25 protein-coding genes are annotated in these 24,342 nt (G+C 60.7%); 10 read left to right on the forward strand and 15 right to left on the reverse strand.

Annotated elements, in window-relative coordinates; all coding sequences use genetic code 11:
- Nucleotides 1-26 precede the first annotated feature (26 nt).
- The 9 genes from fliD to K5607_RS11320 form a co-directional block, all read right to left on the reverse strand.
- Entirely contained in the window at nt 27-1,400 is a 1,374-nt protein-coding gene (gene fliD, locus K5607_RS11280) for a flagellar filament capping protein FliD (protein ID WP_221047054.1), read from the reverse strand.
- A 164-nt stretch (nt 1,401-1,564) separates the two neighbouring features.
- Nucleotides 1,565-1,972 (reverse strand): flagellar protein FlaG, encoded by a 408-nt coding sequence (locus tag K5607_RS11285; protein ID WP_082411414.1) that lies wholly within the window; start codon nt 1,970-1,972, stop codon nt 1,565-1,567.
- A 107-nt stretch (nt 1,973-2,079) separates the two neighbouring features.
- Nucleotides 2,080-2,919, reverse strand: coding sequence for a flagellin N-terminal helical domain-containing protein (locus K5607_RS11290; protein ID WP_054775070.1), 840 nt, complete (start codon nt 2,917-2,919; stop codon nt 2,080-2,082).
- A gap of 163 nt (nt 2,920-3,082) precedes the next feature.
- Nucleotides 3,083-3,922 carry a flagellin N-terminal helical domain-containing protein gene (locus K5607_RS11295; RefSeq protein WP_054775070.1) on the reverse strand — a complete coding sequence of 280 codons (840 nt, stop codon included), beginning with the start codon at nt 3,920-3,922 and terminating at the stop codon, nt 3,083-3,085.
- 330 nt (nt 3,923-4,252) lie between these two features.
- Nucleotides 4,253-4,687 carry a host attachment protein gene (locus tag K5607_RS11300; protein ID WP_054774059.1) on the reverse strand — a complete coding sequence of 145 codons (435 nt, stop codon included), beginning with the start codon at nt 4,685-4,687 and terminating at the stop codon, nt 4,253-4,255.
- Nucleotides 4,688-4,774: 87 nt separating this feature from the next.
- Complete coding sequence (locus K5607_RS11305; RefSeq protein ID WP_221047055.1) at nt 4,775-5,473, reverse strand: protein-L-isoaspartate(D-aspartate) O-methyltransferase; 699 nt, start codon at nt 5,471-5,473, stop codon at nt 4,775-4,777.
- Between the two features lie 9 nt (nt 5,474-5,482).
- Entirely contained in the window at nt 5,483-6,466 is a 984-nt protein-coding gene (gene glk / locus K5607_RS11310) for a glucokinase (protein WP_054774058.1), read from the reverse strand.
- 13 nt (nt 6,467-6,479) lie between these two features.
- Nucleotides 6,480-6,974, reverse strand: a complete 495-nt coding sequence (locus tag K5607_RS11315; protein WP_054774057.1) for a DUF411 domain-containing protein — start codon at nt 6,972-6,974, stop codon at nt 6,480-6,482.
- Between the two features lie 18 nt (nt 6,975-6,992).
- The gene (locus K5607_RS11320; RefSeq protein WP_054774056.1) at nt 6,993-7,412 is read right to left on the reverse strand and encodes a secondary thiamine-phosphate synthase enzyme YjbQ; all 420 of its coding nucleotides are present in this window, start codon (nt 7,410-7,412) and stop codon (nt 6,993-6,995) included.
- A 318-nt stretch (nt 7,413-7,730) separates the two neighbouring features.
- On the opposite strand from K5607_RS11320, the gene K5607_RS11325 reads away from it, so the two are divergent.
- Complete coding sequence (locus K5607_RS11325) at nt 7,731-7,940, forward strand: cold-shock protein (RefSeq protein ID WP_054774055.1); 210 nt, start codon at nt 7,731-7,733, stop codon at nt 7,938-7,940.
- A 128-nt stretch (nt 7,941-8,068) separates the two neighbouring features.
- On the forward strand, nt 8,069-8,335 hold the full coding sequence (locus K5607_RS11330) for an RNA recognition motif domain-containing protein (protein ID WP_054774054.1): 267 nt from the start codon (nt 8,069-8,071) through the stop codon (nt 8,333-8,335).
- Nucleotides 8,336-8,596: 261 nt separating this feature from the next.
- Here the strand turns inward: K5607_RS11330 and pntB are convergent, their stop codons facing one another.
- Nucleotides 8,597-10,003, reverse strand: coding sequence for a Re/Si-specific NAD(P)(+) transhydrogenase subunit beta (gene pntB, locus K5607_RS11335; protein WP_221047056.1), 1,407 nt, complete (start codon nt 10,001-10,003; stop codon nt 8,597-8,599).
- Nucleotides 10,004-10,016: 13 nt separating this feature from the next.
- Nucleotides 10,017-11,648: a Re/Si-specific NAD(P)(+) transhydrogenase subunit alpha gene (locus tag K5607_RS11340; RefSeq protein ID WP_221047057.1), complete on the reverse strand. Its 1,632-nt coding sequence runs from the start codon at nt 11,646-11,648 to the stop codon at nt 10,017-10,019.
- A 372-nt stretch (nt 11,649-12,020) separates the two neighbouring features.
- On the opposite strand from K5607_RS11340, the gene K5607_RS11345 reads away from it, so the two are divergent.
- From K5607_RS11345 to K5607_RS11360, 4 genes are read left to right on the forward strand one after another with little or no spacing between them, the layout of a single operon-like run.
- A complete protein-coding gene (locus K5607_RS11345; protein ID WP_054773376.1) occupies nt 12,021-12,983 on the forward strand; it encodes an ABC transporter ATP-binding protein in 963 nt (320 codons plus the stop codon).
- Nucleotides 12,980-13,735, forward strand: a complete 756-nt coding sequence (locus K5607_RS11350; RefSeq protein ID WP_221047058.1) for an ABC transporter permease — start codon at nt 12,980-12,982, stop codon at nt 13,733-13,735. The genes K5607_RS11345 and K5607_RS11350 overlap by 4 nt, the downstream gene beginning before the upstream one ends.
- Entirely contained in the window at nt 13,732-15,126 is a 1,395-nt protein-coding gene (locus tag K5607_RS11355; RefSeq protein WP_221047059.1) for a GldG family protein, read from the forward strand. The genes K5607_RS11350 and K5607_RS11355 overlap by 4 nt, the downstream gene beginning before the upstream one ends.
- Nucleotides 15,127-15,129: 3 nt before the next feature.
- Nucleotides 15,130-16,041, forward strand: coding sequence for a DUF4340 domain-containing protein (locus tag K5607_RS11360; RefSeq protein WP_221047060.1), 912 nt, complete (start codon nt 15,130-15,132; stop codon nt 16,039-16,041).
- Nucleotides 16,042-16,141: 100 nt separating this feature from the next.
- Here the strand turns inward: K5607_RS11360 and cysS are convergent, their stop codons facing one another.
- The 4 genes from cysS to gpmI form a co-directional block, all read right to left on the reverse strand.
- A complete protein-coding gene (gene cysS, locus K5607_RS11365; RefSeq protein ID WP_221047061.1) occupies nt 16,142-17,539 on the reverse strand; it encodes a cysteine--tRNA ligase in 1,398 nt (465 codons plus the stop codon).
- Between the two features lie 141 nt (nt 17,540-17,680).
- On the reverse strand, nt 17,681-19,018 hold the full coding sequence (locus tag K5607_RS11370) for a S41 family peptidase (protein WP_221047062.1): 1,338 nt from the start codon (nt 19,016-19,018) through the stop codon (nt 17,681-17,683).
- Between the two features lie 52 nt (nt 19,019-19,070).
- Nucleotides 19,071-20,231 carry a murein hydrolase activator EnvC family protein gene (locus K5607_RS11375; RefSeq protein ID WP_221047063.1) on the reverse strand — a complete coding sequence of 387 codons (1,161 nt, stop codon included), beginning with the start codon at nt 20,229-20,231 and terminating at the stop codon, nt 19,071-19,073.
- 10 nt (nt 20,232-20,241) lie between these two features.
- Nucleotides 20,242-21,786 carry a 2,3-bisphosphoglycerate-independent phosphoglycerate mutase gene (gene gpmI / locus K5607_RS11380; protein WP_221047064.1) on the reverse strand — a complete coding sequence of 515 codons (1,545 nt, stop codon included), beginning with the start codon at nt 21,784-21,786 and terminating at the stop codon, nt 20,242-20,244.
- 153 nt (nt 21,787-21,939) lie between these two features.
- On the opposite strand from gpmI, the gene K5607_RS11385 reads away from it, so the two are divergent.
- The 4 genes from K5607_RS11385 to K5607_RS11400 all read left to right on the forward strand — a co-directional run bounded on the left by K5607_RS11385 (nt 21,940) and on the right by K5607_RS11400 (nt 24,301).
- A complete protein-coding gene (locus K5607_RS11385; protein WP_054774779.1) occupies nt 21,940-22,254 on the forward strand; it encodes an ArsR/SmtB family transcription factor in 315 nt (104 codons plus the stop codon).
- A 70-nt stretch (nt 22,255-22,324) separates the two neighbouring features.
- Nucleotides 22,325-22,765, forward strand: coding sequence for a rhodanese-like domain-containing protein (locus K5607_RS11390; protein WP_054774780.1), 441 nt, complete (start codon nt 22,325-22,327; stop codon nt 22,763-22,765).
- A 34-nt stretch (nt 22,766-22,799) separates the two neighbouring features.
- A complete protein-coding gene (gene secB / locus K5607_RS11395; protein ID WP_221047065.1) occupies nt 22,800-23,273 on the forward strand; it encodes a protein-export chaperone SecB in 474 nt (157 codons plus the stop codon).
- Between the two features lie 17 nt (nt 23,274-23,290).
- Entirely contained in the window at nt 23,291-24,301 is a 1,011-nt protein-coding gene (locus K5607_RS11400; protein WP_221047066.1) for an NAD(P)H-dependent glycerol-3-phosphate dehydrogenase, read from the forward strand.
- The last annotated feature ends 41 nt before the right edge of the window (nt 24,302-24,342 follow it).

Here is a 24,342-nt window from a genome sequence, read left to right on the forward strand (position 1 = left end):
TTTACGTTTTCGAACCGCATAACACATTACAATTTGCTTAGCGCGCTGCTTAACCAACTTGACGTGCTGTTCATCGTACCCACGGCCACATCCATGGCGGTAAATTGCTTTTGTAGGCTAGCCTGGAATGCGTCCAAACGGTTCTGCAAGTCCAAACGCCCCTGGCTCACATCGCGCAGAGTTTTGTTGAGTCCTGTCGTCTGCGTATCCAAAAATCCGCCGGCCTGCACATAAGAGCTAATCCGACTATCCAACCGAACAGCCACGCCATTGGAGGAGGAGAACACGTCGCTCAACGCATTACTGTTGGCAGTTACAGCGGCAGCCAACTTGGTTTTATCCACCGACATGACGCCGTATCGATCCACCTGGATACCCAGCATGGCCAGCGAGTTGTAATTGCTGCCGGCTGACACCGACGATACCACGCCGGTAGCGTCACTCCGCACCTGGCCCACTATCGAGCGTAGCGTCGAATCACCAACCAACGGGCCACCTTGTTTGGTTGAGCTGTCGTAATTCCCCAGGTTTTTTGTTACCTGCTGCAGGCTGTTATATGCGGCGACGAAGTCATCCACTTTTTTATTGATAGCCGTCTGGTCCACGGCAACGTTCAAATTAGGAGTGGCTGCGGCCGCACCGACGCTATTCAACGTCAGGGTTACGCCGGGAATGACGCCGGTGACCGTATTGCTACTGGATGTAGCCGTCACGCCGTTCACCGTGAAGCTCGCGTTTTGGGCCTGTTGAGCCACAGGAAGGGAACCGTTCGCGACCGACAACTCCCCAGCCAAAGCGGTCAAGTTAGGATCCGCCGTGGTAGCCGATACGCTGACTGTGTTAGCGGATCCGGTGGATTTCGAGGTAAAGCTCAAATACGAATTGCCGGCGCCGTCGTTGATGACGCTGGCAGTCACACCGATATTCGCGGTGCCGTTGACGGCCGCAGCAATCCCGCTAAGGGTAGTATCCGCGCCCAAAGTGACATTCACGCCCACCCCGCCAACGGCGATATTCAGGGTATCCCCCGCAACGCCAAACGTCGCTGCAGTTGCGTGGGAGGCCGACGTCTGCCGCTGGGCCTGCGCCAGCTGCGTAATACCAATGGAATAGTTCGCAGCCACAGCGCTGCTGTTGGCAGTCGCGGTAAACAGCGCAGTATTCGAGGAAGTCGCCGCCAGAGCGCTAAAGGTTGAGGAACTCTTCAAGCTCTGTACGGCCGTCTGGAAGGAAGACAACGCCCCCTTCAATGTCCCGAGAGCGCTGAGACGGGTTTGCGCAGCACTCTGTCTTGCGTTTAATTGGTCGGTGGCGGGCTGACCCTCTAGCGTCACCAATTTCTGGACAATGCTCCCGATATCCAAACCACTACCAACACCAATGCCTGATGTAATAGCCATATAGCCTCCTCGCACCCGCTCGCTACTTAATTCGAAACAACCTGCCGACTGCGGCAGACTTAGCAAATCGCTCGCCTCTGCTCCAGTTATCGGCCCAACGTCAGACTTCTTGATACCGAAAGATGGAGACTGGCTCGTCAGGTGGTGCTAAAACCAGGGTCGAATCAGACCTTACCGGCAACAATCAAGCCTTTTTGGCTTTTGGATGCGGCATCCAGCCCTTCGAGACGCTGTTTCAAAGCCAGCATGTCTTCGCTGGGAATCTGCCGGATAACATCCCCGCTCGCCTGATCAACCACTTTGACCACCACCGAACCCGTGGCGTCGTCAATGCGAAAACGCAACCCGCTTCCCACGGCATCAATGACCGCGTTGGCCTTATGAACCAAATCGCGAAGCGCGCCGACATCCGTAGCCTGTCCGCCTTTTTGCGCAGAAGCAGGCTGGTTACCTCCTACACCTCGATCATCCGATGATGCTTCGCCCTCCGACGCCCCATTCGTACGAACGCGCGTATTGGCACTACTAGTGACCGACACAGCCGATGACGTACCTACAGTTAGCGCATTCATTTTGCGGCCCTCCAATAAAATAAGGGAGCATCAACTATGCGCCCCTTATCGCTTTCAACTTAGGCCGCCCCGCCAGGCGGAGCGACCTAATTACCTCTTCAGCCCAACTATCTGAGCAAGCTCAACACCTGCTGCGGTGCGGAGTTCGCCTGGGATAGCATCGCCGTACCGGCCTGCTGCAGAATCTGCGAACGGCTCAGGTTCGACGTTTCCGATGCGAAGTCGGCGTCCATGATACGGGAACGGGCGGCCGACTGGTTTTCCGTGGCGATACGCAAACCCGTGATGGTGTTCGTCAGTCGGTTCTGCACGGCGCCCAGTTTTGCGCGAAGCGTGGTCACCTGCGTGATGGCGCTATCGATGGCTTTGACATAGGCACTGGCCGCCGAAACCTTCGAAATCGTGCCACCCGAGAACACCGACTTCATCTTGCCGTTCGACAAGTTACTCATCCGGATGGAGATCTTGTTGTTGGCCATAGCGTCTGCGCCCACCTGGAAAACAACCACGGAGGTGGTGCTGTACGCTTTACCGTTCAGAATCGCGTTGCCGTTGAAGGTGGTGGAGTTGATCACGCGTTGCAGTTCCGACGCCAGCTGCTTGAACTCCGTATTCAAGTTGGCCCGGTCACCGGAGGCGTTGCTGCCGTTCATGGACTGGATGCCCAGGTCGCGCATGCGCTGCAGCATGTCGCCCAGGTTGCTCATCGCGCCTTCCGCCGTTTGCGCCATAGAAATGCCGTCGTTAGCGTTGCGCATGGCGACGTTCATGCCGTTGATTTGAGAGCTCAGGCGCGCGGCGATAGCCAAGCCTGCCGCGTCGTCCTTCGCGCTGTTCACGCGCAGACCCGAAGACAAACGCTCCATGGTCGTTGCCAAACTCGACTGGGATTGCTCCAGATTGCGCCGAGTGTTCAGGGACATCATGTTGGTGTTAATTACGGACATGGCCTTTCTCCTAATTCGTGCCGAAGGTTCGGCTATAAGCTACATAAAGGGAGCGTCGAAAATCGATTGTACGAGGAAACACGCGCCCTTTTTGCCTTTTAAACCGGCTGTTTCGTTTCCTCCCCGCCCCACCTAGGGGCGGGAAGAAGCTGCCTCAGCCCAATTATCTGAGCAAGCTCAACACCTGCTGCGGTGCGGAGTTCGCCTGGGATAGCATCGCCGTACCGGCCTGCTGCAGAATCTGCGAACGGCTCAGGTTCGACGTTTCCGATGCGAAGTCGGCGTCCATGATACGGGAACGGGCGGCCGACTGGTTTTCCGTGGCGATACGCAAACCCGTGATGGTGTTCGTCAGTCGGTTCTGCACGGCGCCCAGTTTTGCGCGAAGCGTGGTCACCTGCGTGATGGCGCTATCGATGGCTTTGACATAGGCACTGGCCGCCGAAACCTTCGAAATCGTGCCACCCGAGAACACCGACTTCATCTTGCCGTTCGACAAGTTACTCATCCGGATGGAGATCTTGTTGTTGGCCATAGCGTCTGCGCCCACCTGGAAAACAACCACGGAGGTGGTGCTGTACGCTTTACCGTTCAGAATCGCGTTGCCGTTGAAGGTGGTGGAGTTGATCACGCGTTGCAGTTCCGACGCCAGCTGCTTGAACTCCGTATTCAAGTTGGCCCGGTCACCGGAGGCGTTGCTGCCGTTCATGGACTGGATGCCCAGGTCGCGCATGCGCTGCAGCATGTCGCCCAGGTTGCTCATCGCGCCTTCCGCCGTTTGCGCCATAGAAATGCCGTCGTTAGCGTTGCGCATGGCGACGTTCATGCCGTTGATTTGAGAGCTCAGGCGCGCGGCGATAGCCAAGCCTGCCGCGTCGTCCTTCGCGCTGTTCACGCGCAGACCCGAAGACAAACGCTCCATGGTCGTTGCCAAACTCGACTGGGATTGCTCCAGATTGCGCCGAGTGTTCAGGGACATCATGTTGGTGTTAATTACGGACATGGCCTTTCTCCTAGTTGTGCCGAGAAATCGGCTAAACAATCATGTTCAGTTGTTTTATCGGCGGCACTGACGGCAACTTTAGAAGTTTCAAACACCTTCCTTACCCTACCGCCGGCGAAAACTACGCCGCCACTTCTTTTCATCTCTATTTGCGGCCCGCCCTTAAAAAACTTTAGGTTTGCGGCAAGCCCAGAACTAAGCTGGAACAGCCTTACATGGCCGCCTCCAATCGACGGGATGCGGCCACGACGATACCGCCCCCTGAACGAACATCGCCGGCCCCTGAAGGACCGGCGCTGGAATCACCGCTACATCGTCGAATTAAACAAGCTAGGCAAACAAATTGTCGCGAATAGACTGCTCCCCCGCCTGCACCAGATTTTTATCCACAGACTGGCTCACCAACTTGAGCGTCTGATCGTTGAGGCTTTCACGCAGCAACCCGAGAAACGCCGGGGGAGCAACCAACATCAGCTGATCGAAATCGCCTTGAGTACGCCCGTGATCCAACCGGTCAGCCAGGCGCTTGGCGAAGACCTGAGCCTCATGGCGCTTCGGGTCAACTTCCTTTCCCATGGCATGACGTCCGCCCAATCCGGTTGTGTCGAAGGCGCGCCCCGGACGATCGGAGATCATATCTTGCTCCAGCTCCCTGCCTTCCGGATGGGAAAAACTTTCAACCGTCTTCAAAGGTTTAACGCGCGACTCCACCGCGTAAATAACGGCACGACTGCTTTCCGCTGCGAGAATCCAGATTTTTGCCATGCGTGCTACTCCTCGTGCTAGTTGAGAAAACACCTTAGACGTCCAACTGTCACTGTGAATACGTCTCCGAGGGGCATCCTCTACGCCCTAGTGCCGAAACGGGACAAAGGCCACGGGCAAAACGGCTTGGCTCGACAACCCGCCGTCGGGCTGTTTTACAGCCCGCACCAATTGCTGGGCGCCGTAAGGCACCCCCAACGGAATCACCAACCGCCCTCCGGGCTTAAGTTGCTCCGCAAGCGCCGGAGGCACGGCCTCTGCCGCCGCCGTTACAATAATCCCGTCGTAGGGGGCGTGGGCCGGAAAACCGAAATAGCCGTCCGCCGCAATCACTTGGACGTTGTCGACCCCCAAGCGGCCCAGTCGCCGCGCTGCCGACTCCGCCAATTCAGGCACTCGCTCTAAGGTATAGACTCGTCGAACAATTTCCGCCAGTACCGCGGCCTGATAACCGCAACCGGTCCCCACCTCCAAAACGACGTCCTGCGAATCGCAATCCAGCAGATCCGTCATCAACGCGACAATATAAGGCTGAGAAATCGTCTGGCCGAAGCCGATGGGGACAGGCCTGTTGCAGTAAGCCTGCGCCGAAGCGCTGGGCGGCACGAAAGCGTGGCGGGGAACCCGCCGCATGGCGTCCATCACCCGGGCTGAAAAGGTGTTGCGGCCTGTGTAAGCGGCCGTCGAACGGGCATCATTGGCGATCTCTTGCAACAAAATCGCCCGCTGTATCTCGAATAATTTTTCTTGTTCGGGCTCGCCCACATCGTTGAAGCGATGCCCCATGGCCAGCGCTTACCTCAACAAGGCCTGTGCCGTGGCCGCCGCACCCAACAAGGGCGCCTGGGCGTCCCGACAAACCCTCACCGGCATATCCCGCAGCAAGGCGGCAAAGCGGCCTTTGTCGCAAAATCCGGCCATAAAAGGACCGTCCTTCAGTATTGGCAACAATTTCGGCGCGATCCCTCCGGCCAGCAATACCCCGCCTCTCGCCAAACACTTGAGCGCCAAGTTGCCCGCCTCTTGCCCATACACGCGGGCGAACAACGTCAACGCCTGGCGACAGGCCTCGTCGCGTCCCTCCAAGCCGTATTGCGCGATAGCCGCAGCCGGATCGCCGTCCTGCAAGGCTTCGAGCAACCCGGGCCCTGGCCCGGCCAAACCCTCGCCAAGAAAAAACTCGTAAACCGCGCGCAGCCCGTGGCCGGACAAAATGCGCTCATAACTTACATGGCCGGCAAAGCGCTCGCGCAAAAAGGCCAATAAACGATCCTGCTGCGCATCCATCGGCGCAAAATCGCAATGCCCGCCCTCCCCCGCAATGGCCGCATACGCTGCCCCGTCCCAATGCAACACGGCTTCACCAAGGCCAGTGCCTGCGGCAATCACAGCGATATTGCCGGCCTGGGCGCGACCGGAGTTAAGATCGTGGAAAGCCGTCGCCGGCACACGCAACAACCCCAAGGCGACGGCCTCCAAATCGTTGAGCAACTTAACAGGAACACCGCCCAACGCATGGGACAGCTGCCCCTCTTCCAACGACCAGGGAAGATTGGTGATCCGGCAACGGCCGTCCGCCACAGGCCCCGCCACGCCAAAACACGCGGAGTGAGGCCGCTCGCCGCCTAAAAAACTTGCAGCGATTTCCGGCAGCCCCGAATAATCCCCACTGGCGTAACGCGCCTCGCGCAGCAATCCCAGCGCACCGTTCTCGCAACGATACAGGGCCAGCAGCGTTTTCGTGCCTCCCACGTCGCCGGCAAGCACACAACGAGACATCCCGCCGCCGCCTTTAGTAAGACGAATATTCGCTGAACGCTGCCGATTTGCCGGCCTTATCGAAAGACAGCACGGCGAAGGGCTCTTTCTTGCCCCCCATTTCCATACCGGGACTTCCGGACACCATGCCCGGAACGGCAATGCCTGCTACGGCGGGCTTATCCGTCAGCAGCTTCTTCACATCGCCTGCCGGCACGTGGCCCTCGATAACGTAGCCGTTGATAAACGCCGTGTGGCAGGAAGCCAGTTTCGGCGATACGCCAAATTTCCGTTTTATGGCGTCCATGTCTTCGGTCACCATGTCGTTTACCTGGAATCCGTGTTTTGCCATGTGCTCCAGCCACTTGCCGCAACAACCGCAACTCGGGCTGCGATAAACGGTGATTTCCATGGCCCCGGCCACCGCGGGCGTTTCCTTGTCCCACGCGCTTTCCGCCAAGCCGGTCAGGGGGAAACAAGCCAACGCTAAGCCAGCGGCCAGCAGTGCACTTACAACGTTCGTTCTCATGGCAGCCTCGTCAAATGATTATTCGCCGTTAAGGGTTGCGATGATTATACGCGCCCCACCCTCATCGCGATGTTCGCCCAAATAAATGCCCTGCCAAGTCCCCAGCGCCAACACGCCCTGAGCAATCGGCACGGTAATGCTGCTGCCGATGGTCAAGCACTTGATGTGCGCCGGCATGTCATCCGCCCCTTCCAGCACGTGGCGATAATAACTTTGCCTCTCGGGAACGAAATGGTTGAAATGCGCCTCCATGTCCCGCCTTACGTCGGAATCGGCGTTTTCATTCAATCCCAAGGACGCGGAAGTGTGCTGGATAAAAAAATGGGCCAGCCCAACCCGAAACCTGCCGAGCTCCGGCAACTGGCTCAGCACCTCATCGGTTACCAAATGGAAGCCCCGCGCACGAGGCTTCAGCACGATACGTTTTTGCACCCACACAGAAAATTTCCTCGACTGTTGTCTCTACTCAGCCGCCACGGGACCATCGCGAAAAAACAACGCCTCCCCGATGCGCCGGCCAACGGCGGACCAGCGACGCCAAGGCCGCTCGGCGCTTGACACGACTGCCCTTTTCCTCTACTTTTGGGCCGTTGTATTTAGGTTCGCACACAGTAAGCTAGTGTAGATTCTGCCCCTTCCGGGACCGCTCCTGCCCAAACTTCCAGCCATCCTGAAATACGCCGCCACGTTACCGGCAGCCTGCGGGGCTTTTGGGCGCATGGCGCACCCAGCACACAATTTTACAAGAGACTTACTATGTCACAACAGCAAACCGGGACCGTCAAATGGTTCAACGAAACCAAAGGTTTCGGCTTCATTCAGCGCGAGAACGGCAGCGACTTGTTCGTGCATTTCCGTTCTATTCAGGGTGAAGGCCATAAAACATTGAAGGAAGGCCAGCGCGTTAGCTTTATCGAAGTAGCCGGGCAAAAAGGCCCGCAAGCCGATAACGTTGCCGTACTGTAAAAAATAAGAACAAACGCCCGCCTTACCAAAAGCAGACCGGCAAAGGTCTGCTTTTCCTCTGCGGTTCTAATGCGCCATTGACTGGCGCATTTCTGTTTCACCCACTTCTAAAAAGGATAGGGCAACGTATGTTGACACTTTTTGTCCGCGGTTTACCTCCCAACACCAACGAAGCCAATGTGACTGCTTTATTCAGCACTTATGGCAAAGTCCATTCCCTCAAGCTGAATCGCGATTTGTTCACCGGCAAAGTACGCGGCACCGCCCTGGTCAACATGGAAGGCCACGAAGCCCGCGCCGCCATCGCGGCACTCGACGGCACCGAATTCGAAGGCAACTCCATCTACGTCAACCTGGATAAAGGCCCTGCCGGCCAACGCGGCCGCCGCCGTTAAACGCCGTCCCAGGCTATACGGCCCGACCAGAGCCTCGTCCCCCCAAAGGTAATTGCCGGTTACGGCGGATACCGACGAAAAAAAGCCGGCGCACTATGCCGGCTTTTTAACGCCTCGCGTTTACCGGACGACTGGGCGGCCGGCGTATGCCCGCCCTAAGCCGCAATCCGGCGCAATGACAATGGGAAAACCAAATAAAAAAGCCGGCGCTAAACAGCGCCGGCTTCCTTAAGATGCCTTAGCGGCGGCGAGCCGGGTTTCTCACCCCCGCAACACCCCCAGCACCTCGTCCAACATCTTTTTGGCATCGCCGAACAGCATCCGGTTGTTCTCCTTGTAGAACAACGGATTGTCCACGCCGGCATAACCGGAAGCCATAGAGCGCTTCATGACGATGCTGGTCTTGGCCTTCCAAACTTCCAATACCGGCATGCCGGCGATGGGGCTGTTGGGATCGTCCTGGGCACCCGGGTTGACGATGTCGTTGGCTCCAATCACCATCGCCACGTCGGTTTCCGGGAAATCCTCGTTGATTTCGTCCATTTCCAACACGATGTCGTAAGGCACCTTGGCTTCCGCCAGCAGCACGTTCATGTGGCCGGGCATGCGACCAGCCACCGGGTGGATGGCGAAACGCACGTTGACGCCTTTGTCGCGCAGGTGTTTGGTGATTTCGTATACCGTGTGCTGGGCCTGGGCCACGGCCATGCCGTAACCCGGCACAATGACCACGCTTTGCGCATCGCGCAGCAGTTCGGCGGTTTCTTCGGCGCTGACGGGAGTGACCTCGCCTTCCGGCTGGACGCCGCCCGCCGCAGCGGGCGCGCCGCCTTCGCTGCCGAAGCCGCCGGCAATCACCGACAGGAAGTGGCGGTTCATGGCGCGGCACATGATGTAGCTGAGGATGGCGCCGGAAGACCCCACCAAGGCGCCGGTAACGATGAGCAGGTCGTTGCTCAGCATGAAGCCGGTGGCGGATGCCGCCCAGCCGGAGTAGCTGTTGAGCATGGACACCACCACCGGCATGTCGGCGCCGCCGATGGCCATCACCATATGGATGCCGAACGCCAAGGCGATGGCGGTCATGACAAACAACGGGAACAAGCCGCCGCTGGCGGTTTCCACGTCGAGGAACAACTTACCGAAGAAGATCACGACGATCAGGCCGGCCAGGTTGATCCAATGACGCGCCGGCAACAACATGGGCTTGCCGCCGATACGGCCGGACAATTTGCCGAAGGCGATGATGGACCCTGAAAAAGTCACCGCGCCGATGAAAATCCCCAGATAGGTTTCCACGTCATGGATGGTTCGCTCCACCCCCACCATGTGGGCATTGGGGTCCACATAGCTGGCGTAGCCCACCAGCACGGCGGCCAAGCCGACGAAGCTGTGCAGCATGGCCACCAGCTCGGGCATTTCCGTCATTTTCACCTTGATGGCGGCGAACGCGCCGATGCTGCCGCCCACGGCCATGCAGGCCAGCAGGGCGATGTAGCCGTGCACCGAGTCGCTCAGCACCGTGGCAACGATGGCGATGGCCATGCCGACCATACCGTATAAATTGCCCCGTCGCGCTGTTTCCGGGTTGCTCAACCCCCCCAAGCTCAGGATGAAGAGGATGGTGGCGGCGACGTACGAGACGGTTACAAGTCCTTGATTAAGCATAATGTCCGCCCCCTTAGCGTCTGAACATTTTCAACATGCGCTGGGTGACCATGAAGCCCCCGACGATGTTGATGGTCGCCAACAGGATCGCCAAGCCGGCGAACACGGGGATAACCACGGAAATGATGGAATGTTCGTGGCCTTCGTGGCGCACGATCAAGTCGGCGATGGACCCGCTGATGGTGTCCTTAACCTCCGGCGGAGCGATTTGCAGCAAGGCGCCGATGACGATGATGCCGCTGATGGCGTTGGTGACGCTCATCAAGGGCGTGTGCAGGGCCGGGGTCACGTTCCAGATCACCATATACCCGACGAAACACGCCAGGATGAAGACGGTGAAGTGGGACATGAACGCCGGCGGAGCCACCAGCCCCAGGCCGAACAGCGCCGCGCCGGCCGTGACCAGCAAGAGGGTCGACTTGATCCAGTCCGGCAGCTTGCGCCCTTCGGGTTTCGCCTCCACCGGAGGCGCGGCCACCGCCATTTGCGGCTGGGCGGAAATCTTCGGCGGCGGCGGCGGCCAAGTGATGGCACCGTTCTTGATGACGGTGGCGCCGCGAATGACTTCGTCCTCCATGTTGACGTCGATGACGCCGTCCTTGTTCTTACATAATTCTTCCGACAAACGCCACAGGTTGGTGGCGTAGAGCTGGCTGGATTGTTTAGCCAGGCGGCTGGGCAGATCCGTATAACCGATGATGGTGACGCCGTGGCGCACCACGGCCTCGCCCGGCACGGTCAGTTCGCAGTTGCCGCCCTGTTCGGCCGCCAAGTCGACGATGACGCTGCCCGGCTTCATGTTTTCCACCATGCCGGCGGTAATCAGCTTGGGCGCAGGTTTGCCGGGGATCAGCGCGGTGGTGATGATGATGTCCACGTCCATGGCCTGGCGGAAATACATTTCCCGCTGGGCTTTCTGGTAGCCCTCGCTCATGACCTTGGCATAACCGCCAACGCCGGTGCCTTCCTCTTGGTAGTCCACCTCGACGAACTCGGCGCCCATGCTCTTAACCTGGTCCTTCACCTCGGGGCGGGTGTCGCTGGCGCGAACGATCGCACCCAGGCCCGAAGCCGCGCCGATGGCGGACAGGCCGGCCACGCCGACGCCGATGATGAACACCTTGGCGGGAGGCACTTTGCCGGCGGCGGTGATCTGGCCGCAGAAGAAACGGCCGAAGGCGTGGGAGGCTTCCACCACCGCCCGGTAACCGGCGATATTGGCCATGGAACTCAGGGCGTCCAGCTTCTGCGCGCGGGACACGCGGGGTACGCTGTCCATGGCCAGCACGGTGACGTTCTTGGCCGCCAAACGCTCCATCAGCTCGGAATTCTGTCCCGGCCAAATGAAGCTGACCAGGGTTTTCCCTTCCTTGAGCAACTCCACTTCGTCGGTTGCCAGCTCGGGATGGGTTTCCGGCGCGCGCACCTTGAAGATGATGTCGGACGAGGACCACAAAGCCTGGGCGCTATCCACGATGGTCGCCCCGGCTTCGCGGTAAGCCTCGTCGGTAAAATTCGCCGCCGCGCCGGCGCCGGATTCGATGGAGACGGAGAAACCCAGCTTTTTGAGTTTTTCCACCACCTCCGGCGTTGTTGCCACGCGCTTTTCCCCCGCGTGGATTTCCTTGGGTACGCCTATTATCATCGTTGCTGCCTCTTGCTCCGTTGCTCAAGCAAGGCGTTGCCGCCATGCCGTTATTTTTGTTGTTGGGAGTATGGCCGAAAGCCTCTCGGCGCTTGTGCCGACTTCCGGCAGCGCACACTATCCGCTACAGGGGGAATCGCCCCACGCCCCGAGCACATGCGGCGAACCAGCGATACGAGCATCCTTGCGCATGATTTCCCACACGGGATTACCAGCCAACAGCCGCTATCTATAAAATAAACGCCAACAAAGGTCAATTCACTTGTATTCATGCGGCGGCGCCCCCATGCTGCATAACCGGCACGCTGTGGCGCCTATGACCGTCGCCCTGCCCCGCGCCATCACAACAACTCGAAATCTCACAACCGGCTTATGAACACACTGATCCAAGTCGAACAGTTGTATCGCTATTACGGCGACCACCTGGCGGTGAACAACGTCAGCTTCACCCTGGAGAAAGGCGAAATCCTCGGCTTTCTCGGCCCCAACGGCGCCGGCAAGTCCTCCACCATGCAGATGATCTGCGGCAACCTGGCGCCCTCCTCCGGCCAAATCCGCATCAACGGCATCGACATTCTCGACAACCCCAAGGAAGCCAAGGCGGAGCTGGGCTATCTGCCGGAAAACCCGCCGGTCTACCGGGACCTGACGGTGGACGAGTACCTGCACTACTGCGCCGGCCTGCATCGGGTCGCCAAGGACAAAACCAAGGCGGCGCTGGACAACGCCAAAGAGCGCTGCGGCTTGACCGACGTCGGCGACCGGCTGATCGGCAACCTGTCCAAGGGCTACCAACAGCGGGTGGGCATCGCCCAGGCCATCCTGCACTCCCCAGCGGTCATCATCCTGGACGAACCCACCGTCGGCCTCGACCCCATCCAGATACGCGAAATCCGCCAGCTCATCCGCGACCTGGGCCGCGAGCACGGCATCATCCTCTCCACCCACATCCTGCCGGAAGTACAGGAAAGCTGCTCCCGCGTGCAGATCATCCACCGGGGGGAACTGGTGCTGAACGACACCATCCAGGGCCTGGAACAGCGCATGGGCGCCTCCAGCCTGATGATCGCCACCCGCCAAGCGGCGGATCAGGCCAAGCTGGCGGCCATCGCCGGCGTCAAGTCGGTGGAAGCGCTGGACCACAACCGCATCCGCATTTTCCACGACAAGCAAGCCAACCCGGCCGAACAGGTGGCGGCCCTGGCCGTGGCGCAAAACTGGGGCCTGTACGAACTGACCCCGGAAAAGCGCACCATCGAGCAAATATTCGTGGAAATCACCCAACAAGCCCCTCCCCACTTGGGCGAGGGAGCCGTTAAGGAGGTCCAAGCATGAGCGCCCTGGTCATCGCCGCCCGCGAACTGCGCGGCCTGTTTTTTTCCCCCCTGGCCTGGTCCATCCTGGGCGTGGTGCAAATGATCCTCGGCTTTATGTTCCTGTCCCAGCTGGACTATTACATGGAGCTGCAACCGCGCATCGCCGGCATGGACGGCGCGCCGGGGGTCACCGACCTCATCGTCGCGCCCTTGTTCGGCAACGCCGGCGTGATCCTGCTGTTGGTCACGCCCCTCATCACCATGCGCCTCATCAGCGAGGAGCGGCGCAACCGCACGTTGAGCCTGCTGTTCAGCGCGCCGGTGTCCATGGCCGACATCATCCTGGGCAAATACCTGGGCACTCTGGCTTTCCTGCTCATCATGGTCGGCATGATCCTGCTCATGCCCTTGTCCCTGCTGCTGGGCGGCGGGCTGGACTTCGGCAAACTGGCCGCCTGCGCCTTGGCGTTGTCGCTGCTGCTGGCTTCCTTCGCCGCGGTGGGACTGTACGTCTCCACCCTGGCCAGCCAGCCGACCACCGCCGCGGTGGGCAGCTTCGGCGCCCTGTTGCTGCTGTGGATCGTCGATTGGAACAGCAACGGCGGCGACAAATCGGACAGCGTATTGCACTACCTGTCCCTGTTGCGCCACTACGACGGCCTGCTCAAGGGCTTGGTGGGCACCACCGACCTCATCTACTTCCTGCTATTCATCTTCACCTTCCTGGTGCTGAGCATTCACCGCCTCGATAACGACAGGTTGCAGAAATGAAGATCACCCAAAAAATCCACACGCAAATCCGCCTGCAAAATCTGCTGTTTACCGTACTGTTCCTGGCCGTGGTGGGTCTGGCCGCGTGGCTGAGCACCCGCTACACCGCCCAATTCGACTGGACCGCCGGCGGTCGCAACACCCTGTCGGAAGCCAGCGCCAAAGTGCTGGACCTGATCAAGGAGCCGGTCACCGTGACGTCCTATGCCCGTGAAGGCAACCGCACCTTGCGCGACCAGGTCAGCGATTTGATCGGCCGCTACAGCCGCCGCAGTAACAACGTCAGCCTCGCCTTCGTCAATCCGGATACCAACCCGGACCAGACGCGGGAAATGGGCATCACCCTGGACGGCGAAATGGTCATCGCCTACCAGGGCCGCATCGAAAAAGTGCAGGACTTCAACGAAGCCGCCGTCACCAACGCCCTGCAACGCCTGGCCCAAAGCAAGGAACAAAACCTGGTGTTCCTGGAAGGCCACGGCGAGCGCTCGCCGTTGGGGCAGGCCAATTTCGACCTGGGCCAGTTCGGCCAGGAATTGAAGCGCAAAGGCGTCAACCTCGCCCTGCTCAACCTGGCGAAAACGCCGGACATACCCGCCAACACCACCGCCCTGGTCATCGCCGGCCCGCGCGCCAACCTGCTGCCCGGCGAAGTGGGCCTGATCCAGGACTATGTGAAAAAAGGCGGCAACCTGCTGTGGCTGGCCGATCCGGGCGACCAGCACGGCCTGCAAGCCCTGGCGGAGCAGTTGAACCTGACCTTCCTGCCCGGCACGGTGGTGGACGCCAGCACCCAGCTGTTCGGCATCGACGATCCCACGTTCGCGCTGGTGGCGGAATACGTCCACCACCCCATTACCGCCGACTTCAAGGAACTGACCCTGTTCCCGGTGGCCGCCGCCCTGCAATCGGGCAAGGACGCCGACTTCCACGCCACCGCCGTGCTGCGCACCCTGGCGCGCTCCTGGACCGAAATCGGCCCGCTCAAAGGCGACATCCGCTTCAATGCCGACAGCGGCGAAAAGGAGGGCCCGCTCACCATCGGCTACGCCCTGGTGCGCGACGTGCCGCAGGCCGCCGCCACGCCTAAGGAAGGCGAGACCAAACAAGCCAAATCCCGCGAACAACGCATTTTCGTGCTGGGCGACGGCGACTTCCTGTCCAACACCTACCTGGGCAACGGCGGCAACCTCAACCTGGGCCTGAATTTGGTGCAATGGCTCAGCCACAACGACCAGCTCATCAACATCCCCGCCAAAACGGCCAGCGACGCCAAGCTTGAGCTCTCGAAAAGCGCTTCCGCGGTAATAGGCGTCGGTTTCCTGGTGGCTATCCCGGCGCTGTTGATCGGCGGCGGCACGTTGATCTGGTTCCGCAGAAGGGGGCGTTAAACCATGAGCGACAAAATGAAACTCAATCTGGCCCTGCTCGCCGTCGTCGCCGTCCTTGGCCTGCTGGTGGTTTTGGAACCGGGCAAGAAAAAAGACGAACCCCACCCCTTGGCGCAGATCGATACCCAATCGATCAACAAGATCCAGGTTTCCGGCCGGCAGAATTTCACCCTGGAAAAGCGCGACGGCCACTGGCGCCTGACCCAGCCCCTGGACGTGCCGGCGGCGGAAAACCGCGTCGAGCAATTGCTGAAAATCCCGTCGGCGCCCAGCGACACCCAATACCCGGTGGACGCGGCGCAGCTGGCCAAATTCCAGCTGGCGCCGCCCAACGCCACCCTGGCCTTGGGCGATCTGGTCCTGGAATTCGGCGGTTCCGACCCCATCCAGCAGCAACGCTACGTCAAGCTGGGCAACAGCCTGCACCTGGTAACGGACAACTTCTACCAGCACCTTACCGCCGCGCCCACGGATTACGTAGAGAAAAAGCTGCTGCCGGAAAATGCCAATATCCACGGCATCGAGCTGCCGGGATTGAAGCTGAGCAAGGACAAGGACGGCAAATGGACGGCCGAGCCGCCGCAGGCTGAAGCGGCCCCGCTCTACGAAATGGCCGAGGCCTGGAAAAACGCCCGCGCTTACGACGTGCGCAGTTACACGCCCATGGACGGAAAAATGCCGACGGAGAAAGCCACGATCCGCCTGGCCGACGGCCAAAGCGTGGAGTTCCTCGTCGCCCAGCGCGAACCCGACGCCATCCTGGTGCGGCCGGATTGGAAATTGCAATTCCACCTGACCGAAGGCATCGCCCAGCAGTTGCTGGCTTTGAAGAAAGCGGAAAAAACCGAGAAAAGCGACGGTGCCGCCCCGGCAACCCCGGCCGAGGACGACGACTCCGAAGACAGCGAAGAATAAGACTTAGCGCGGCAGGGCGGAACGCAAGCGTTGGCTGGCCCCCCTGCGCCGTTGCCCGCCCCCTAGCCCCGGGGCGGCGGAACCGCTCTCGCCTTCCGCCTTACTCCCGTCGCCAAGTGGTGGCGCCGGCGCCATCCTCCAAAATCACGCCCTGCGCCTTCAGCTCGTCGCGAATGCGGTCGGAAGTGGCCCAATCCTTGTTCTTGCGGGCATCCAATCGCTGCTGGATCAGTGCTTCGATGTCGGCATCGGACAAACCGCCGCCGCCCAAATCCAGTGAACCTTTCAACCAGGCCTCGGCCTCGTCTTGCAGCAGGCCCAGCACGCCGCCCAACCCCTTGAGCGTCGCCGCCAAGCCGGCGGCGGCGGTCGTATCGCCCGCCTGCTTGTGGCGGTTGACCTCCCGCGCCAGTTCGAACAGCACCGCCACGGCGGCCGGCGTATTAAAGTCGTCGTCCATGGCCTCGCGGAAACGCGCCTTATAGGCGTCGCCCGCCGCCGCTTCCGCCGCCGCCGGCACGTCACGCAGCGCCGTATAAAGGGTGGTCAAATCGGCCTTGGCCTTATCCAGCTGCTCCTCGGCGTAGTTGAGCGGGCTGCGGTAGTGGCTGGACAAAATGAACATACGGATGGTGCCGGGACGCGGATAGGCCTTGAGCACTTCCCGCACGGTGAAAAAATTGCCCAGGGATTTGGACATCTTTTCCTCGTCCACCCGCACGAAGCCGTTGTGCAGCCAATAGTTGACGAACTGTTCCCCGGTCGCCCCTTCCGACTGGGCGATTTCGTTTTCGTGGTGGGGGAACTGCAAGTCCATGCCGCCGCCGTGAATGTCGAAATGATGGCCCAGGCAACACGTGGACATGGCCGAACATTCGATATGCCAGCCGGGCCGGCCCGGCCCCCAGGGCGCGTCCCATTGCGGCTCGCCCGGCTTGGCGGCTTTCCACAACACGAAATCCAACGGATCGCGCTTGGCCTCGTCCACGCCCACCCGCTCGCCGGCGCGCAAATCGTCGGGATTCTTGCCGGACAGCTTGCCGTAGCCATTGAACTTGGCCACGGCGTAGTACACGTCGCCGTTGTCGCCCACGTAGGCGTAACCCTTGTCGATCAAGGTCTGGATCATGTTCAGCATGTCGGCGATGGAGGTGGTGGCGCGCGGCTCCACGTCCACCGGCAGCACGCCCAGATTCGCCTCGTCCTCGTGCATGGCGTCGATGAAGCGCTGGGTCAGCGCCTGGATGGTTTCGCCGTTCTCCGCCGCCCGCCTGATGATCTTGTCGTCGATGTCGGTGACGTTGCGCACGTAGGTCAGTTCATAACCGCTGTGGCGCAAATAACGGGCGATCATGTCGAACACGACCATGACGCGGGCGTGGCCCAGGTGGCAATAGTCGTACACCGTCATGCCGCACACATACATGCTGGCCTTGCCGGGCTGAATGGGAACGAAGGCTTCTTTTTGCCGAGTAAGGGTGTTGTAGAGTTTCAGCATGCTAACAATTCCATGAAATGCCTGGAGTATCCGCCGCTTCGGGCATTATGTTCGCCGCAAGCCCCCGGAAACCGAAGCAGGGGCCCCGCGTGAAAAAGCCGGCTGAGCGCTCAACGCTCAGCCGGCTTGTCATGCCATCGCTTACAGGCCGGCTTTTTTCTGCTGGCCCATGATGGCGATGCCTTTCAGCAAGTTCAACGCCTCGCTGAGCGGGTAGTCGCTGACAGCCAACGGTTCGTCCTTGGCGCCTTCCTTGTCCTTTTCCACTTCCTTCTTCGTGTCGCCGGACTTCTTGTTGCCGTTGCTCAAGTGACGGCTCAAATCGGCCTCCTTGATCGGCTCGAACTCCGGTTGAGATACCGCTTCCAGCTTGAGCTTGGACACGGCCACGTCGGGCACGATGCCTTCCGCCTGGATGGAACGGCCGGCCGGCGTGTAGTAACGGGCCGTGGTCAGCTTGATCGCGCCGCCGTTGCTGGTGGGCAGGATGGTCTGCACCGAGCCTTTGCCGAAGGATTTTTCACCCATAATGATGGCGCGCTTGTGGTCTTGCAGGGCGCCGGCGACGATTTCCGAGGCGGAAGCCGAACCGGAGTTGATCAGCACGACGATGGGCGCGCCCTTGAGCAAATCGTCCGGCTTGGCGCTGAAGCGCATTTTAGCGTCTTCGATGCGGCCTTCGGTGTACACGATCAAACCGCTCTCCAAGAAGGCGTCGCTCACCGCCACCGCCGCGTTCAACACGCCGCCGGGGTTGTTGCGCAAGTCCAGCACCAAGCCTTTCAAGTCGCCTTTTTTCTTCAGCTCGTTGAGCGCTTCCAGCATGTTGTCCGAAGTGTGGGACTGGAAACTGGTGATGCGCACGTAACCATAACCCTCTTCCAGCATCCGGCTCTTGACGCTCTTCACCTTGATGATGTCGCGGGTCAGCTTGATCTTGAGCGGCTGGTCCACGCCTTCGCGCACCACGGTCAGGACGATGTCGCTGCCCGGCTCGCCGCGCATCATTTTGACCGCGTCGTTGAGGCTCATGCCTTTCACCGGCTTGTCGTCCAAGCGGATGATCAGGTCGCCCGCCTTGATGCCGGCCCGCTGGGCCGGGGTGTCGTCGATGGGGCTGATGACTTTGACGAAGCCGTTTTCCATGCCCACTTCGATGCCGAGGCCGCCGAACTGGCCGGTGGTGCCGACGCGCAGTTCGTTGTATTCCTCTTCGTCCAAATAGGTGGAATGGGGATCGAGACCGGCCAGCATGCCGCGAATGGCGTCGGTGAGCAGTTTGTTGTCGCTGACCGGCTCGACGTAATCCTGCCGGATCCGGCCGTAAATTTCGGAGAAGGTGCGTAAATCCTCATAAGGAATGGTATTGGGCGAGGCATCCTCACGCGCCTTTTCCGCCGTCGCCATGCCGGCCACGCTCAAACCGACGCCCAGCACAGCTCCAACCACCAAAGTGACCAACGTGTTGCGATTCACCATTACCATTATCCTGCTTGTCTAATTACCAACCCAATCACCGACACCTTAAGCATTAGCCGCGTTTCTGCAGCCAACTTTGCGGATCCACCGGGCGCCCCGCGTAGCGCACTCCGAAATAAAGGGACGACTGCGTGCGTCCGCCGCTGCGGCCGACGGTGGAAATCACATCGCCCGCCTTCACCGGCTCGCCAACAGCCTTATACAGACTTTGATTAAAGGCGTACAGCGACATATAACCGTCGCCGTGCTCGACGATGAGCAACAGGCCGTAACCGCGCAGCCAGTCGGCGAAAATGACCCGCCCGTCGGCCGCCGCAGTGACCGGCGTCCCTTCCGCCGCCCGGATCAACACACCGTCCCAGCGCCCGCCCATGCGGCCGGCGCCGAAGCGCTTCAGCAAGGGACCGGACACCGGCCAGCGCGCCGTGCCTGCGGCGCTGCTGGGCGGCGCCGACGCCGCCGCCGGCGGTTGTGCCGGACGCACCGACGGCACGTCGGCCAGGGCCAAGTCCACCGACGCCACCAAGCGGTCCAAGCGGCGCAGATTGCCGTTCAGTTCCTGCATGCGGGCGTTTTTGTCGTGCAGTTCCTCGCGCAACTTGCTCAACATGCCTTCACGGTCGCGCTGAGCGTCGCTCAACCGACCCTGGTCGGCTTTCTCCTGGGCCTGCAACTGCTCCAAGCGACGGGTTTCCGCCTGTATCGCCTGCTCCATGCGATCCACCTCCTCCAGACCCTCCTGGATGTTGCGCAGCTGGGCCAGGCGGTTGCGATTCAGATATCCGTAATAAGTCAGTACGCGGCTGATACGGGCGGGATCGTCCGGATTGAGCAGCAGCTTGAGCCATTCCTGCCGCCCGGTCATATAAGCGGCCCTTACCTGGCTATCCAAGCCGCGGTTGTGCTCCCGCAACGAGGTCAACAACTTGTCCTTCTGTTGCCGCACGTGCGCCAATTGCCGCTGCTGCTGGGCAATGTCGCGATCCAATGCCCGCAGGCGCTTGGCCAACTCGCCGCTGCGACGCTCGATATCCCCCAAAGCGCCTTGCACCGTGTCCTTGCGCGACTCCACCAATCCGAGGGAACTCTGCACCGCCTCGATACGTTGCCGAATCCTGGCGGCCTCGGCGGGATCGTTTTCCGCCCAAGCCGGCGGCGCGGAACACGCGACGACCAGGCATAACCCCGCGCCGATTGCCGCCCGTGCCGCCATGGAAGGACGCCTAGCGCAGCAGCAGCGAACGCCCGGTCATCTCGGACGGCTGCTGCAAGCCCAGCATATCCAGCAAAGTCGGCGCCACGTCCGCCAAACCGCCGCCGTCGGCCAATTTGAAATCACGGCCCACGTACACCAGCGGCACCGGATTCATGGTGTGGGCGGTATGGGGTTCGCCGGTGGTCGGATCGACCATCTGTTCGGCATTGCCGTGGTCGGCCGTCAACAACAACTCGCCGTTCACCTTGCGAATCGCTTCCAGCACACGGCCCAAGCTGTGATCCAGGATTTCCACCGCCTTGATCGCCGCGGGCAGGATGCCGGTGTGGCCCACCATGTCGCCGTTGGCGTAGTTGCAAATGATGGCGTCGTATTCGCCGCCTTCGATGGCCGCCACCAGCTTGTCGGTGACTTCCGGGGCGCTCATTTCCGGCTGCATGTCATAGGTGCGCACTTTGGGCGACTGCACCAACACCCGGTCTTCGCCGGGGAACGGCGTTTCGATGCCGCCGTTGAAGAAGAACGTGACGTGGGCGTACTTCTCCGTTTCCGCCAAGCGCAGTTGCTTCAAGCCGGCTTTGGACAGCACTTCGCCAAAGCTGTTGGCGACGCTTTCCGGCGGATAAGCGATGGGGAAAGTGAAGTCTTCCCGGTATTCGGTCAGGGTGACGTACAAGCCCAGCTTCGGCACGCGCGGACGCACGAAACCGTCGAAATCGGCGAAGTTGAGCGCCATGGTGATTTCGCGGGCGCGGTCGGCGCGGAAATTCATGAACACCATGGTGTCGCCGTCTTCCAGCGTTACCGGCGCCATGCCCTCCGGCACGATGGCGGTGGTCTGCACGAATTCGTCGGTCTCCTCGCGCGCATAAGCGGCCTGCAAGCCGGCGGAGGCGGAGGTGGCGGTGAACTCGCCCTGGCCGTCGACGATCAAGTGGTAAGCCTTCTCCACCCGCTCCCAGCGCTTGTCGCGGTCCATGCCGTAGAAACGACCGGAAATGGAAGCGATGCGGCCCTTGCCCAACTGCGCCAGTTTGGCCTCCAGGGCGGCGATGGAGTCGCCGGCGCTCTTCGGCGGCGTGTCGCGGCCGTCCAGAAAAGCATGCACATAGACCTTATCCAAACCGCGCCGCACCGCCAGCTCGACCATGGCCTGGATTTGCAGCTCGTGGCTATGCACACCGCCCGGCGACAACAGTCCCATGATGTGCAGGGCCTTGCCGGCCGCCTTCGCCACGTCCACCGCCTGGCACAGAGCCGGGTTGGCGAAAAAGTGTTCCTGTTTCACGGCGTTGTCGATGCGGGTCAGGTCCTGCGCCAACAAACGGCCGCACCCCAGGTGCAAGTGGCCGACTTCCGAGTTGCCCATCTGGTCGTCCGGCAAGCCCACCACCCCGCCGGAACAAGCCAGCAAAGAGTGGGGAGCGGAATTCCAAAGCTTGTCCCATACCGGCGTATCGGCCATGGCGACGGCGTTGTTGGCCGCCGATTCGCTGTAGCCGAAACCGTCGAGGATCAACAGCACTACAGGCTTGGGACGAGGGGTGTTCACGGTATAATCTCCTGTCAGGTGATGGCCGATTAGGCGCGGCCGTGGGAATATGCGCGGATATTGCGTATCATTATAACATTCCCGTGTTGCCGACTCACAGTTGCTGGCCGCCGCAGCAAGCGTTATCCGGACCACCTTTCGTTAAGGACATTCATGAACGCCCCAACGGATATGCCCATCATCGCGGACGACCGTGAAATCGAGCGCGCGGCGCATTGCCTCAAGGCCATGTCCCACCCGCTCAGGCTGAAAATCCTCTGCGTTCTGGGCAGCAACGCCGTCAGCGTGCAAGACATCGTGGAACAGGTGGGGACGACCCAAAGCAATATCTCGCAGCACCTGGCGGTTCTGCGCAACAAAGGCATCCTCGCTTACCGCAAGGATGCGAACCGCGTTTATTACTACGTGGACGACCAACGCATGCTGCAGCTGATCGGCATGATGAAAGAAGTTTTTTGCAGCCACTGAACAACGCGGGCGGCGCCGCAGCCCCCTTCAAACAATTACACAAACCACCAACCGTTGAGCGATACCGGACATGCCCGTAGACAGACTGATTGAATTTGCCAGCAACCATTGGATGATGATCAGCGGCTTGCTGATCGTGCTCGTGCTGCTGATCCAGGACATCATGGAAAGCGCCATGCGCAAATACAAGGTGGTATCCGCCTTGAGCACCGTGACCCTCATGAACCAGGAAGACACTTTGGTGCTGGACGTGCGCGAGCCCGACGAATACGCCAAAGGGCATATCGACGGCGCACGCCTCATGACGCTGGGCCGGGTGGCGGAGCGCGCCCACGAATTGGAATCCCACAAGAACAAACCCATCGTGGTGGTTTGCCAGTCCGGCACCCGCTCTCCTGAAGCTTGCAAAATCCTCATGAAGCAGGGCTTCAACCAAGTCCACAACTTGGCCGGCGGCATGATGGAGTGGGAAGAGGCCAAGCTCCCAGTCACCTCGAAAAACAAAAAATAGTCATCTCCTCCTTCACGACAGACAGGCTCGAACCATGGCGGAAAACGCTACCGGACAAGACAAACAGTTCGCTATACAAAAACTGTATTTGAAGGATGTGTCCTTTGAATCGCCCAACAGCCCGGCCATCTTCACCGAAAGCTGGGAACCGCGGGTGGACTTCAACCTCAACAGCGGCGCCCAGAGCCTGGGCAACGACCATTTCGAAGCCACGTTGACGATCACCGCCACCGCCAAGCTGGGCGAAAATACCGCTTATCTGGTGGAAATCTGCCAAGCCGGCATTTTCACCCTGAGCAATTTCAACGAGCAGGAACTGGGCCACATGCTGGGCACATACTGCCTCAACATTCTTTACCCCTTCGCCCGCGAAGCGGTATCGGACTTGGTCATCAAAGGCGGCTTCCCCCCGCTGCTGCTGGCCCCGGTCAATTTCGACGCGCTCTACGCCCAGCACCTGGCGCAGCAGCAAGCCGGGCAACAAGCCGCGCCTCACACCCTCAACTAGGCTGCCGCCCGCCACCCATGCGAGCCGACTCCATCGCGATCCTCGGCGCCGGCTCCTGGGGCACGGCCTTGGCCTTGGCCGCCCAACGCAACGGGCACAAGGTCACCCTGTGGGGCCATGACGCCGCCCACATGGCGGCCATGGCCGCCAGCCGCCGCAACCAACGCTACCTACCGGACACGGAACTGCCGCCCGGATTGGCGCTGACCGCCGACCTGGACCGCGCCGTCGCCGACGCCGACCTGCTGCTGCTGGTGGTGCCCAGCCACGCCTTTAAGCGCACGCTGCAACGACTGAAGCCGCTGTTGCGCGACCCGGCCGCGCCCATCGCTTGGGCCACCAAGGGACTGGACGCCGACAGCGGCGAATTGCTGCACCACAGTGTGGCGGCCGAGCTGTCGCCCTCCACCCCCATGGCGGTGCTGTCCGGCCCCACCTTCGCCCGCGAAGTCGCCGCCGGCCTGCCCACCGCCATCACCCTGGCGGCCAGCGACCCAGCCTACGCCGAACGCCTAACGCGCTTGTTTCACGGCACGGGATTCCGCGTTTACACCAGCACCGACATGATCGGCGTACAACTGGGCGGCGCGGTAAAAAACGTGCTGGCCATCGCCGCCGGCATTTCCGACGGCCTGGGCTTCGGCGCCAACAGCCGCGCCGCCCTGATCACCCGGGGCTTGGCCGAAATGATGCGTCTGGGCCTGGCGCTGGGCGGCCAGCGGGAGACGCTCATGGGATTATCCGGCGTCGGCGACTTGGTGCTGACCTGCACGGACAACCAATCGCGCAACCGTCGCCTGGGTATCGCCTTGGGATCGGGCCAAGCGCTGCCGGCGGCCTTGGCCGACATCGGCCAGGAAGTGGAAGGAGTCGCCGCCGCGCGCGAAGTGCACCGGCTGGCCGGCAGGCATGGCGTGGAAATGCCCATCGCCGAACAGGTCTATCACGTTCTTCACCAAGGCATGGCGCCGCTGGACGCCGTACACAACCTATTGCGGCGGGAGCCCAAGGCCGAACACGCCGATTGATACGGCGCCCGTGACGTAGTGCACCAAAATACAAAAAATCG

This window comes from Methylogaea oryzae (assembly GCF_019669985.1).
Taxonomy (GTDB): Bacteria; Pseudomonadota; Gammaproteobacteria; order Methylococcales; family Methylococcaceae; genus Methylogaea; species Methylogaea oryzae.

Coding starts and splice junctions, on each gene's coding strand:
- pntB (WP_221047056.1), bottom strand. CDS start 10,003: ATGCTTAATCAAGGACTTGTAACCGTCTCGTACGTCGCCGCCACCATC.
- K5607_RS11305 (WP_221047055.1), bottom strand. CDS start 5,473: ATGGGGCATCGCTTCAACGATGTGGGCGAGCCCGAACAAGAAAAATTA.
- secB (WP_221047065.1), top strand. CDS start 22,800: ATGGCGGAAAACGCTACCGGACAAGACAAACAGTTCGCTATACAAAAA.
- K5607_RS11340 (WP_221047057.1), bottom strand. CDS start 11,648: ATGATAATAGGCGTACCCAAGGAAATCCACGCGGGGGAAAAGCGCGTG.
- fliD (WP_221047054.1), bottom strand. CDS start 1,400: ATGGCTATTACATCAGGCATTGGTGTTGGTAGTGGTTTGGATATCGGG.
- K5607_RS11300 (WP_054774059.1), bottom strand. CDS start 4,687: ATGGCAAAAATCTGGATTCTCGCAGCGGAAAGCAGTCGTGCCGTTATT.
- K5607_RS11385 (WP_054774779.1), top strand. CDS start 21,940: ATGAACGCCCCAACGGATATGCCCATCATCGCGGACGACCGTGAAATC.
- K5607_RS11285 (WP_082411414.1), bottom strand. CDS start 1,972: ATGAATGCGCTAACTGTAGGTACGTCATCGGCTGTGTCGGTCACTAGT.
- K5607_RS11290 (WP_054775070.1), bottom strand. CDS start 2,919: ATGTCCGTAATTAACACCAACATGATGTCCCTGAACACTCGGCGCAAT.
- K5607_RS11390 (WP_054774780.1), top strand. CDS start 22,325: ATGCCCGTAGACAGACTGATTGAATTTGCCAGCAACCATTGGATGATG.
- K5607_RS11375 (WP_221047063.1), bottom strand. CDS start 20,231: ATGGCGGCACGGGCGGCAATCGGCGCGGGGTTATGCCTGGTCGTCGCG.
- K5607_RS11360 (WP_221047060.1), top strand. CDS start 15,130: ATGAGCGACAAAATGAAACTCAATCTGGCCCTGCTCGCCGTCGTCGCC.
- K5607_RS11325 (WP_054774055.1), top strand. CDS start 7,731: ATGTCACAACAGCAAACCGGGACCGTCAAATGGTTCAACGAAACCAAA.
- K5607_RS11355 (WP_221047059.1), top strand. CDS start 13,732: ATGAAGATCACCCAAAAAATCCACACGCAAATCCGCCTGCAAAATCTG.
- K5607_RS11330 (WP_054774054.1), top strand. CDS start 8,069: ATGTTGACACTTTTTGTCCGCGGTTTACCTCCCAACACCAACGAAGCC.
- K5607_RS11295 (WP_054775070.1), bottom strand. CDS start 3,922: ATGTCCGTAATTAACACCAACATGATGTCCCTGAACACTCGGCGCAAT.
- glk (WP_054774058.1), bottom strand. CDS start 6,466: ATGTCTCGTTGTGTGCTTGCCGGCGACGTGGGAGGCACGAAAACGCTG.
- K5607_RS11400 (WP_221047066.1), top strand. CDS start 23,291: ATGCGAGCCGACTCCATCGCGATCCTCGGCGCCGGCTCCTGGGGCACG.
- K5607_RS11370 (WP_221047062.1), bottom strand. CDS start 19,018: ATGGTGAATCGCAACACGTTGGTCACTTTGGTGGTTGGAGCTGTGCTG.
- K5607_RS11345 (WP_054773376.1), top strand. CDS start 12,021: ATGAACACACTGATCCAAGTCGAACAGTTGTATCGCTATTACGGCGAC.
- K5607_RS11350 (WP_221047058.1), top strand. CDS start 12,980: ATGAGCGCCCTGGTCATCGCCGCCCGCGAACTGCGCGGCCTGTTTTTT.
- K5607_RS11315 (WP_054774057.1), bottom strand. CDS start 6,974: ATGAGAACGAACGTTGTAAGTGCACTGCTGGCCGCTGGCTTAGCGTTG.
- cysS (WP_221047061.1), bottom strand. CDS start 17,539: ATGCTGAAACTCTACAACACCCTTACTCGGCAAAAAGAAGCCTTCGTT.